The 12,143-nt window shown below is 55.0% G+C and carries 7 protein-coding genes; all 7 read left to right on the forward strand.

Annotation, left to right across the window (positions count from 1 at the left end; genetic code table 11):
* The first annotated feature begins 1 nt into the window (after position 1).
* The 7 genes from AC0LWN_RS06160 (at position 2) to AC0LWN_RS06190 (ending at position 12,078) form a co-directional block, all read left to right on the forward strand.
* Entirely contained in the window at positions 2-1,066 is a 1,065-nt protein-coding gene (locus tag AC0LWN_RS06160; protein ID WP_474663713.1) for a Gfo/Idh/MocA family protein, read from the forward strand.
* A 13-nt stretch (positions 1,067-1,079) separates the two neighbouring features.
* Complete coding sequence (locus tag AC0LWN_RS06165) at positions 1,080-2,483, forward strand: alpha-L-fucosidase (protein WP_474663714.1); 1,404 nt, start codon at positions 1,080-1,082, stop codon at positions 2,481-2,483.
* A gap of 340 nt (positions 2,484-2,823) precedes the next feature.
* The gene (locus AC0LWN_RS06170) at positions 2,824-3,774 is read left to right on the forward strand and encodes an ABC transporter permease (RefSeq protein ID WP_474664140.1); all 951 of its coding nucleotides are present in this window, start codon (positions 2,824-2,826) and stop codon (positions 3,772-3,774) included.
* Positions 3,775-3,789: 15 nt separating this feature from the next.
* Complete coding sequence (locus AC0LWN_RS06175) at positions 3,790-4,689, forward strand: carbohydrate ABC transporter permease (RefSeq protein WP_474663715.1); 900 nt, start codon at positions 3,790-3,792, stop codon at positions 4,687-4,689.
* A gap of 112 nt (positions 4,690-4,801) precedes the next feature.
* Positions 4,802-6,451 carry a type 2 periplasmic-binding domain-containing protein gene (locus AC0LWN_RS06180; RefSeq protein WP_474663716.1) on the forward strand — a complete coding sequence of 550 codons (1,650 nt, stop codon included), beginning with the start codon at positions 4,802-4,804 and terminating at the stop codon, positions 6,449-6,451.
* 176 nt (positions 6,452-6,627) lie between these two features.
* On the forward strand, positions 6,628-8,847 hold the full coding sequence (locus AC0LWN_RS06185; RefSeq protein WP_474663717.1) for a helix-turn-helix domain-containing protein: 2,220 nt from the start codon (positions 6,628-6,630) through the stop codon (positions 8,845-8,847).
* A gap of 123 nt (positions 8,848-8,970) precedes the next feature.
* A complete protein-coding gene (locus AC0LWN_RS06190; RefSeq protein ID WP_474663718.1) occupies positions 8,971-12,078 on the forward strand; it encodes a glycoside hydrolase 5 family protein in 3,108 nt (1,035 codons plus the stop codon).
* Positions 12,079-12,143 lie beyond the last annotated feature (65 nt).

Consider the following 12,143-nt stretch of genomic DNA (forward strand, 5'->3'; position numbering starts at 1 on the left):
AATGTCCAAGCTGAAAGTTGCCGTTATTGGCGCTGGTTCTATATCCGATTGTCATTTGCAGGCCTATGCCAGTAATCCTGAGGTGGAAATTTACGCCATCTGTGATCTGAATGAAGCCAGAGCACTGGAAATGGCGGGCAAATATAACGCTCCGAAGGTCTTCACCGATTATAAAGAGCTGCTGGCATTGCCCGAGATTGATTCCATCAGCATCTGTACCTGGAATAACTCCCATGCCGAGATCAGCATTGCCGCCCTGGATGCCGGGAAGAACGTGCTGTGCGAGAAGCCGCTCTGCCAGAGTGTGGAGGATGCCCTCGAAGTCGAGAAGGCTGTGCGCCGCAGCGGCAAGCTGCTGCAGGTGGGTTTTGTCCGCCGCTACAGCGACAATGCCCAGATCCTGCGGAAATTCATCGAAGCGGGCGAGCTCGGCGAGATTTATTATGCCAGAGCCTCCTGCCTGCGGCGGCTCGGGAACCCGGGCGGCTGGTTCTCGGATATCGAGCGTTCCGGGGGCGGACCGCTGATTGATATCGGCGTGCATATCATCGACATCTGCTGGTACCTGATGGGCAAGCCGAAGGTTAAATCGGTGTCGGCCAACACCTCGAACCGCTTGGGCAACCGCTCCAATGTCCGCAACCTGTCGTTCTATAAGGCGGCTGATTACAATGCGGAGAAGAACACCAACACCGTGGAAGATATGGCAAATGCGATGATCCGCTTCGAGAACGGAGCGAGCCTTGTGGTGGATGTAAGCTTCACACTGCATGCCAAGCAGGATGAAATGTCCATCAAGCTGTACGGCGACAAGGGCGGCGCCGAATTGGAGCCGGAAATTGCCATCATCGGCGAGAAATACGATACGATTCTCAATATGACCCCGCAGGTCGATTTCAAATCATTCGATTTCATGGGTTCTTTCAAGAATGAAATCAATCATTTTATTGACAGCACCCTGGGCCGCAAGGAAACACTCAGTCCGGTGGAGGATGGCGTGGAGGTGATGAAGATTCTCTGCGCCATCTATGAGTCGGCACGGGAAGGACGCGAAATTACACTCTGAGGAGATGGATGCGATGAGCGAAATCAAGGAGGCCTTGCCGGAGCAGGATGATGAGATCGTAGAATCCGGTGTACACAATTTCAGCAAAGAGGAGTCGTGGGTGAAACCGCAGGAGCCGCTGCTGCTTGAACGGCTGGAATGGTTCAAGGATCAGAAGCTCGGCCTGATGATGCACTGGGGGCCGTATTCGCAGCTGGGACTCGTGGAGTCATGGGCGCTGAGCGACGATGACGGAGATTGGTCGCGCGACGACATTGATTGGACCGACGACATGGAACATTTCAAGCGCGAATACTTCGATCTGAACAAGACCTTCAACCCGATCCGTTTTCAGCCGGAGAAATGGGCCGAGCTTGCGGCGGACAACGGGTTCAAGTATTTCCTGTTCACCACGAAGCACCATGACGGCTTCTGCATGTGGGATACACATACGACTGATTACCGGATCACGGGACCGGAGACCCCGTTCCATAAGCATAAATACGCCGATATTTGCCGCGAGCTGTTCGATGCGTTCCGCGCCAAGGGCCTCGGCATCTCGGCTTACTTCTCCAAAGCGGATTGGCACACGCCGTATTACTGGGCGCCCGGCATGGCGCGCGGGCGGCAAATGTGGCGCGGCCCCTCTTACGACCCTGAGCAATATCCGTGGCTGTGGGAGAGGTTCGTGGAATTCACGCATGAGCAGATTATGGAGCTGCTGACTGGGTATGGCCGGATCGAATGCCTGTGGCTGGATGCGGGCTGGGTGCGCGAAGGCCGGCACGGCCAGGATATCCGGCTGGGCGAAGTGGTGGAGCGGGCCCGGAAGACACAGCCGTGGCTGCTGGCCGCAGACCGCACGGTAGGGGGGCCTTACGAGAATATTGTGACGCCGGAGCAGACGATCCCGCAGGAGCCGATGAATATTCCGTGGGAGAGCTGCATCACAGTCGGCAACTCCTTTGCCTTTGGCTTTGACGACAAGTACAAGACAGGGCGGCAGCTGGCCCACATTCTCCTGGAAGTGGTGGCCAAGGGCGGGAACCTAGCTCTGAACGTGGGCCCGCAGCCGGACGGGCGCCTTCCGGGCGGTGCGGTCAAGAGCATCAAGGCGCTGGGCGCCTGGCTCAAGGTCTATGGCGAGGGCGTCTACGGCACCCGGATCTGCGGTCCGTATTTCACGGGCGAGTGGGCATTCACCTGCAAGGAGAATATCACTTACGCCTTCCGCCTGTACAAGAGCGAGCATGAGCAAGTCAGCGCTCAATCGCTCATTCCGTACACAGGCGGTGTGGAGAAGATCGAGCTGATCGGCACGGATGAAGAGCTGCAATTCCGTCAGACGGCGGATGGACTGGCTGCCGTCCTGCCGCAAGCTTCCGTCACGGAAGAAGCGCCAATCACTCATGCGTTTAGGCTGTATACAACGGCATAAGCGTTAGTTCATATCCCGGTGGGAGCGAAAGCGTCCCGCCGGGATTTTTTGCATCCATAAGGAAAGCGTCGCGTGATAAGAGTGGAAAAGCCTTGCGGGGCAAGGGTTTTGGAATATTGAGAGGTATGAGAAAATTACAAATTGATAAAAGAACGCCACTCAAGGTACTATCAATTCAAGAAAGCGGTACCTGACATGTTACTTTACACGAGTGGCCACGAAAAAGGAATGTCAGAAATTTCATAAGCAAATTAAAGACATAAATGTAAGTTATCCTTACACAAAAGGTGTAAAGGGAGTGACGCAAATGAGTCAAATGACGGACAGCATCTCCACACAAATGAAGCCTGGGCAAAGCACGAATCCGCAGGCAAAGAACAAGAAGCAGCATCCCTTCATCCGAAGTCTCAAGAAGCACTGGGAGCTCTACTTATTGGTGCTGCCTCCGGTATTGTATCTTTTGATCTTCAAGTATATTCCTATGGTCGGCGTACAGATCGCCTTCAAGAATTACAGCGTGGTCCAGGGAATCTGGGGCAGCCCGTGGGTGGGATTCAGACATTTTGAAACCTTCTTCAATTCCCCTAATTTCTGGCTGCTCATTAAGAATACCATCGGAATCAGCTTCTATTCCCTGCTTGCCGGATTTCCGATTCCGATTCTGCTGGCGCTGGCCTTGAATGAGGTCCGAACGGGTTATTTTAAAAAGTCGGTTCAGATGGTCACCTACGCCCCGCATTTTATCTCGACGGTGGTTATGGTATCGATCATTATCCTGATGCTGTCCCCGCACGTTGGGGTTGTGGACCGGCTGTTCACCTTCCTGGGGCTGCCCATGACGAACTTTATGGGGATTCCGGAATACTTCAAATCTATTTATGTATGGTCGGGGGTCTGGCAGGGGATGGGGTACTCCTCGATTATCTACATTGCGGCTCTGGCCGGGGTGGACCCCTCGCTCTATGAAGCTGCCCGGATGGACGGCGCGTCCCGGATCAAAAAAATCTGGCACATTGATATTCCGAGCCTCGTTCCGGTGACCGTCATTATGCTGATTCTAAGCCTTGGCAGCATTATGGGTGTGGGCTTCGAGAAAATATTTCTGATGCAGAATCCGCTGAATACGAGCGCTTCGGAGGTCATTGCGACTTATGTGTACAAGGTGGGTCTGATCGGGGCGAACTTCAGCTTCTCCTCGGCGGTGGGATTATTCAATTCCATCATCAATCTGATTCTCCTCGTCTTCGTCAATGCGATTTCCCGAAAAGTATCGAAGAACAGCTTGTGGTAAAGGAGGAGGCTATCCATGTTTAAACGAAATCGGATCAAGGACCCGCTGGGCGACCGCATCTTCATGGGCTTCAACTACGCATTTCTGATACTTGTGCTGTTGATTGTCTTCTATCCGCTGCTGTATATCGTCAGTTCCTCCTTCAGTTCCTCGCGGGCGGTTACGTCCGGTCAGGTGTGGCTGTTTCCGGTGGATTTTAACCTGAAGGCTTATGTCTCGATCTTCAAAAGCTCGCAGCTGATGCTGGGCTTCTACAACACCATCCTCTATACCGTGGTCGGAACGCTGATTAATGTAACGCTGACCGTCATGCTGGCTTATCCGCTGTCCCGCAAAAGCTTCTACGGCCGCAGCGCCATCCTGATCTTCATGATGATTACCATGTTCTTCGACGGCGGACTTATTCCGACCTACCTGCTGATGAAGGATCTTCATCTGCTGGATACACGCTGGGCGATGTGGCTGCCGGGGGCGCTGGCGGTGTTCCAGGTTATCGTGGCACGGACGTTCTTCCAGTCCTCAATACCCGAGGAGCTGGGGGAAGCAGCGGAAGTGGATGGCTGCCGGGATATAAGGTTCCTGCTGAGCGTCGTCCTTCCGCTTTCGAAGCCGATTCTGGCGGTTATGACGCTGATGTATGCGGTGGGGCACTGGAATGCCTACTTTGATGCGCTGATCTATTTGCGGTCGGAGAATCTGTTCCCGCTGCAATACGTGCTCCGCAACCTCTTGATTCTGAATGCCGCCGATCCGGCAATGCTGGCCAACACGAGCCAACAGCTGCGTGATCAGGGGTTTGAACAGGTGCTTAAATACGCGCTGATTGTGGTGGCGAGTATTCCGATTCTTGTGATGTATCCGTTCGTTCAGAGACATTTTGTCAAAGGGGTTATGATTGGTTCGTTGAAAGGCTAAGCATCCGGACGGCTTGAAAGGAGGTGTGAGGACTGCCGCGGGCGCCTGGAATCGGGCTTGATTGAGTAAGATAAGAGAATTTATGCCGCGTTTATAAAAGGAGGAGTCAGGTTTGAAAAAATCTTGGGTTTCGGTGTTGTCACTGGTCTTAGTATTCGTATTCGTTACAGTGCTGTCCGCATGCAGCTCTTCGCAAGACAACAGTGCACAGGGCAGCGGCGGTGATGAGCAGAGTTCCGGGCCTGTCACGATGACTTTCTTTGCTCCGCAGGGGAAGGCCCCAATGGAAGACAATGAATTCACCAAATTTATCGAAAACAAGTTTGACGTTAAGCTGAAATGGGACCTGGCTCCAGCGGACGCACTGCAGGACCGCAGACAATTGCTGCTGGCGAGCGGCGATTATCCGGAAGTATTTCTCCACGGCAAATTCACTACCTCGGACCTTCAGACTTACGGGAATCAAGGGGTCTTCCTGCCGCTGAACGATTTGATCGCTGAATATGGGCCTACTCTTACCAAGATTATGGAAGAGAAGCCGTATTTCAAAGAAGCGATTACCGCACCGGACGGGAATATCTATGCACTGCCTATTTTTAATGAATGTTATCACTGTACGTATGCACAGAAATATTGGATCAATACCGAATGGCTGGACAAGGTCGGTCTGAGCATGCCGACAACGACGGATGAGCTGTACACGGTGCTAAAAGCATTTAAGGAAAAGGACCCGAACGGCAACGGCAAGGCCGATGAAATTCCGCTCACGGGCGCACCGAACAAATACGTCTGGAACGGGAATATCGACGCGTATTTGATGAACAGCTTCATCTACAATGACAATGATAAATATCTGATTGTCAAGGACGGCAAAGTCAGCTTTGCGGCCAACCAGGAGGGCTGGAAGCAAGGTCTGGAATACATGCACAAGCTGTATGCCGAGGGTCTGATAGATCCGGCTTCCTTCACGCAGAACGATCAGGCGGTTGGACAGCTGGGTAACAAGGAGGGCGATGAAGTCGTCGGCTCCATTACTACGGCGCTCGTCAGCTATCTGGTCAACACGTATGACAAGAATATCACCCGCCATCAGCACTGGGATATCGTTCCTCCGCTGAAAGGGCCAAACGGCGTGCAGACGACAGGGGCGACCCAAAGCGTGGGCGAATTTGAATTCGCCATTACCAATAAAGCTTCCAAAGAGCAGCAGATCGCAGCGATCAAGATTGTGGATTACATGTTCACCGAAGAAGGCGCACTGTACGCAGAGTACGGACCAACGGAAGGCAAGGGCTGGAAGAAAGCGGATGCTGATGAGAAGAACATCAATGGCGAGCCGGCAAAATACAGCTACTACAATCTGCCCGAGCGTGACCCGAATGTGATTGTGAACGAGAGCTGGTCGCAAATCGGAGCGCATGACCTGTCCAATACGTTCCGCAATCTGTTCGCGGAAGGCCAGGACCCGCTGGCTGCGGAGGGTTATGGCACACGTCTGGCGCAGGCCACCAATGTCTATAAGCCATATTCGCCGAAAGAAGTATACCCTGCGAATGTATTCATTCGTCCGGAGGATACCGAATCGGCAGCTCAGCTGACTACCGCAGTCAAGGATTATGTACAGTCGAACATGGCCCAGTTCATCATCGGCAGCAAGAGCATTGATAAGGATTGGGACTCGTATGTGAAGGGCTTCGATGGCCTTGGCCTGAGCAATTATCTTGATATTTACCAACGTGCCATCGAGAAGAAGGCAGAGTAGCGCGAGCGTTTAATCTTAGGGCTGCTCCAGTCGTTCAGTCATGAACAGGGGCAGCTTTCTCCTTTTGACAACCCTACTTCATCCTATATAATGAATGAATATTTTACGGGGCTTCGGCGTCCTTATTGGGGTGGTTGTTGTCATGCGTATAAACAGTGGTAGGGGGAACCTCGGAGATGAACAACAATTGGTTTAGACGTTTGCTGCTATCGTATCTGCCTGTTTTTTTTATTGTAATGACCATTCTATTCATTATCTTCTTCCAGGTGTTCAATGAGCAGAACCGCAAAGAGGCTCTCAAGGCCAATGAGTTTCTGGCCTCGCAGGTGATGCAGTACCTGGACAATTCGCTGCGTTCAATTGATTTCAAGGTGCTGCGCGAAATTTTGACCAATCCCGATCTGAAGAACTACTATGACAGCTCCGGCCGTGATGATGTTATCGCAGGCATGCAGGCGGTTCAGGTTATTGACGAATTAAAAATCGACTTTCCGCTGATAGATTCCATCTATCTGGTGAGATATAGCGACAATACGGTATTCAGCAACGGCAAGGCGGTTGCCGCCGGGGACTTTCCCGATGCGCCGTTCATCGAAGAGAGCCGTACCACGAATGCCCAGAAGTGGCTGGGGGCAAGACTGTTCAAAGCATTTCCGACACAGCAGGCCCAGAAGGTGGTTACGCTGGTCCGCAGTGTAGGAAGCGGCTCAGGGCTGCTGGTTGTCAATGTGGACTTGCAGACTCTGCAGAAATCGATCCGGCAGATGTATGATCCTGAATTTACATTCGTCAATGTACTGAGCCGTTCGGGCGATAATTTATGGGGCGGGAACCTGCCGGGCGAAGCCGGCGGCAAGCCGGCATCCGGCGAAGTGTTCTCGGAGTTTACTTCGGGCTACAGCGGCTGGAAGGTGCAGACGGGTCTTAATAATGGGAAGATTGTGAAATTTACGCTGGAATTCTATAACATCTGGTTCGCATTCGCAATTGCCGTTGTGCTGATTGGCGTGGTCTGGGTGATTTACGTGACCCGGAGAAACTACAGGCCGATCCAGCAGATTGTGACGCTGATTCAGACCGTTGCTTCCCAGAAGCAGCCGGGAGCGGGATTGAAGAAAGAGAACGAATTCCGGTTCATCCAGAAGACGCTGGAGCGGATGATCGATCAGACCAAGCAGTATCAGGAAGAATATGAAGAGAATTTGATTATGCAGAAAAAATACTTTTTCCAGGAGCTGCTGGAAGGTACGCGGGAGTTCTCCGGTCCCGAGCTGAGTGCGGAAATGAAGAAGTATAATCTTCCGGAGTCCGCTGACCGGTGGATCGTGATGGTCGTGGAGATTGACCGCTACTCTGAGTTCGTGGTGGAGTATCACCAGCAGGACCAATCGCTGCTGAAGTTCGTGCTGGCCAGCATTCTGCAGGAATGCGCCCGGCAAGAGGGAACCGATGTATGGGCAGAATGGACTTCGGAGCGGCGGCTGTATGCCATCCTCTGGCTGCCTGAGGCAGCGGAGCATGAAGCAGAAGCAGCTGAGCACAAGGTGACCACTGAATACATGGAACGGGTGGGGCAATATCTGAACTTCACTGTTACGATTGGTGTCGGCAAAGCCGCTGCCGATCTGCGCGGCCTGCGGTGCTCCCTGAAGGAAGCCGTCCATGTCCTTGATTATAAGGCGGTGCTTGGCATGAACCGGATCATCCCGTCTGGGGATATGCCGGAATCGAGAAATGATGTCTATGAGTTCCTCAAGACCATTTCGCTGCTGGTGCAGGCGATGCGCTTGTCGGATGACGGCTGGGAGAAGCATTTTGACCGGCTGTTTGAGCAAATCATTGAATCGGTGCTGTCCAGACAAGAGATGCTGAACACGGTGCAGCTGTTGTTCCAGCATTATAACCGGGAGTTTGCTGAACTGCCCCGGGAGTATCAGGAGCTGTGGACTGTGCAATTCGGCCGCCTGCTCAGCCAGCTGGAGGATTGGGAAACAGTGGATGATCTACGGCTGCTGTGCTGGGAGACGTTCCGCGAGCTTGCCGGGCAGATGCAGACGCTGCGGTTCGCCAAGAAGCACCGGACACACATTCTGCAAATCCGCAAATATGTGGAGGAGAACTACAACAATCCCGAGCTTTCGCTGAACTATCTGAGCGATGTGTTTGATATTAATCCGAAATATTTAAGCAAGCTGTTCAAGGACGAAATCGGCGAGAAATTCGTGGATTTGCTCATCAGCCACCGCATTGGGAAGGCCAAACAGCTCATGGCGGAGACAGATAAGCCAATTCAGGAGATCAGCGAGGAAGTAGGCTACACGAATTACAATTCCTTCAACCGGGCGTTCAAGAACGTGGTCGGCATAGCTCCAAGTGATTACAGAAGGGCCATTTGACGCACATATCCAAGGAACACACCAATGGCGATAGTCCCTGCATATTCAGGATGAACTATCGCCGTTTGTCTGAAATAGAAGATTAAGCGGCGAAAATAACAATATTTGTTAGGCGGTGCTTCTATGAAAATCCTGCTGTTCTACGACGAATCATTTCCTTATGACGGCTCCCGTCCATCGCCTGAAGCTTTGCGGGAAATCTCCGGCTGGGCAGAAATAGCGGGCGCGGACACGCTGCAGGCACGGCTGGCCGAGGGAGGCTGGAACACGCTGGTACATTTGCATGGTCCCTATTTTCCCAAAGCGGCTTGGGAACAAGTGGAGGTCCATCTGAAGCAGGGCGGGGGTCTGCTGTACGCGGGCGGCATTCCTTTCAGAAGGCCGGTAGTGAAGGGCGGCGATGGCTTCAGAGTGGAAAGGGAGCAGACGGCGTACCATCAGCTGCTGGGCATCCACGATGCGCTGCCGGTAGAGGTTCACAAGGTTGAGCGGCTGAGCGCTGCCGTGGAATTCCCCTTGCTGGATGGCCGCGAGCCGCTCTTCGGTATCGAACCGACCTGGGGGCTGACCCTTCATGCGACGAAGTCCAGCGATATTCCGGCGGAGATGGGCTCCGGCGGCCCGATGAACGCGCATCTGTATCCGCTGCTGCTCGGGGTGGATAGGGACGGAAGGGAAAGAGCTGCTCCGGCGGTGCTGCTGGAGAACACCAAGGGTGATTATGCCGGAGGGCGCTGGGTGCTGATTCAGCAAAGGCTCAGGGAAGCCTTCTGGGAGGGGGCGGCCGGTCCGGCGCTGCTTGAGGAACTGGCCGGATATGTGGGCCGCGGGGTTACCGAGCTGTGGCTGAAGACCAACTACGCGGTGTACGAACCGGGCGAGCAGCCGGGTCTGACCTTGCAGCTGCAATCGTTGTCCCGCGTTCCTCTGGCCGCACAAATCTGGTCATTTCAGCTGCATGTGGAGCGGGAAGGCCAAGCCGTCTGGAGCGGTGCGGCTCAGGCCGAGGCAGGGCCGCAGCGGCGCGGGTTGCAGCTGCTGCGCATTCCGGTGCCGGTTCCGGCGGAAGTGGGGCTGTACCGGGTCAGCTGTGAGGCGCGTTCGGACGCCGGCGATGTCCGGTTCATGACCCAGGCCTATTGGGGCATGGACCGCGACCTGCTGCGGAGCGGCGAGCTGCTGGAATGCGGCCGCGACTATTTCCGGCGCGGCGGCCGGCCGGTGCCCATCGTCGGCATGACCTACATGGCCTCCGATGTGGCGCGCAAGTTCCTGCATCTGCCGAATGTGGACCGCTGGGAGCGGGATATGGCGGAGATGGCACGGGCCGGAGTCAATCTGATCCGTACCGGAATCTGGACGGGATACCGGAACATCATGTTCGCCGATGGACATGCGGCGGAGGATGCAATTCGGGCCATTGATGCTTTTCTGCTTACAGCGAAGCGGCATGGGCTTGAGGTTACCTTCACCTTCTTCTCCTTTGCACCGGAGGCCTGGGAAGGGATCAACCCTTATCTGGACCCAAGGGCCGTGGAGGCGCAGAAGCGGTTCATCGCATCCATCGTCAGCCGCCACATTGACACCTCCCATGTGCATTGGGACCTAATCAACGAGCCTTCCCTGTTCAATCCGGTGCGGATATTCGAGGGGCCGCGAACACTTGCGGACCGCTTTGAACGACGGGCGTTCTCCGAATGGCTCCGGGAACGGCATAACGGCGATCTTACGCGGCTGCAGGAGCTGTGGAATATGACGCCCGGGCAACTGCCGTCGTTCGGGGCGGCGCAGCCGCCGGACCCGGGTGATATCCACTTTGACAGCGTGATTCAGCCGAAGAAATGGGGATCCTGGCTGGACTACTCGTTGTTCTCAATGGATATGCATAACCGCTGGGCCGGGGAGCTGACGGCCGCCATCCGTGAGTCCGCCCCGCGCCAGCTGGTAACAGTTGGTCAGGACGAGGCATTGGGCGGGCAACGGCCTTCGCCGTTTTTCTACGGCCCGGTGGTCGATTACACCACTGTACACAGCTGGTGGCTGATGGACCAACTGGTATGGGACGGTATATTCACCAAGACGCTGGATCGGCCCAACCTGACGCAAGAAACCGGGGTGATGCATATCCAGCGTCCCGACGGCATAGCCAAACGCTCCGAAATGGAGCTGCACCGCATCCTGGAGCGCAAATACGCCTATGCATTCGCTACGGGCGGCGCCGGGGCGGTGCAGTGGATCTGGAATATCAACCCCTTCATGGACAATGCAAATGAGTCGAACATCGGCGCGCTGCGGGCCGATGGCACACAGAAGCCCGAGACAGATGTGACTTACGACTTCGGCCGGTTCATGCGGGAGATCGGCAGCTTGCTTGAGGGGCGGGAGCTGGAGGATACGGCGGTGGTATATCCCTATTCGAATGATTTCTCCAGCCGCAAGCATGCGTTTGAGGCCACTTCCCGGGCGGTGCGAGTGCTCGCCTACGGGATGAATATCCATCCGCGGGGCGCCGGTGAGTATCAACTGGAAGAGCTTGAGCGGCAGCCCGCGAAACTGATTATTGTGCCGAGCGCGCATAATTTCAGCGATGAAGCGTTTGAGCGGCTATTGCTACTTGCGGAGGTCGGCAGCACGGTGCTGTGGACCGGGCCGCTGCGCCTGGACGCCTATTGGGGCGCTGCCGACGGGCGGCTGCGGGCCGAGATCGGCGAGACCCTCCCCGGAAATGTGCTGCGGGAAGAAGCGCTGCTGCTGGATGGCAAGCTGTACGGCGTTTCATTCGGGGAGCGCAAGATCGGCACGCTGGCGATTGACCGCCCGGCTCAAGGCGGAAGTGGTGCGCAGCGTCCGGTCATAGCCGAAATCGGCAGCGGCCGCTTTATCTGGTGCCCCTTGCCGCTGGAGCTGAATGACCGGTGGGAGCCGCTGCAAGCCCTGTATGCGGCAGCGTTCCGGCTGTCCGGCGCGGAGCCGGAGCTGGAATGGCTCAGCGGCGGGACGCTTCCCGGCATCTATGGAAGAAGGCTCCGCTTCGCTGAAGGCAGCCTGTATATCTTCGTATCCGAATACGCTGCCGATACAGAGGTTGAGATTCGCGATCCGCAGACTGGCGTGCGCTACAGGTTTACGGTAGAGAGCGAACGGACGGTCATGTTCGCTGCGGACCACGCGGGACAGCTGTTAAGCGTGTACCGTCCCGATGAAGTGACAGTCAGCGCTTCGGGCGGCTGATGGAGCGGCGGCGAATTGCTTTGCTTGGATTGTAGCTGGAATAGTCAAACCCACAAGGAGAATAT

Source organism: Paenibacillus sp. sgz302115 (genome assembly GCF_056120445.1).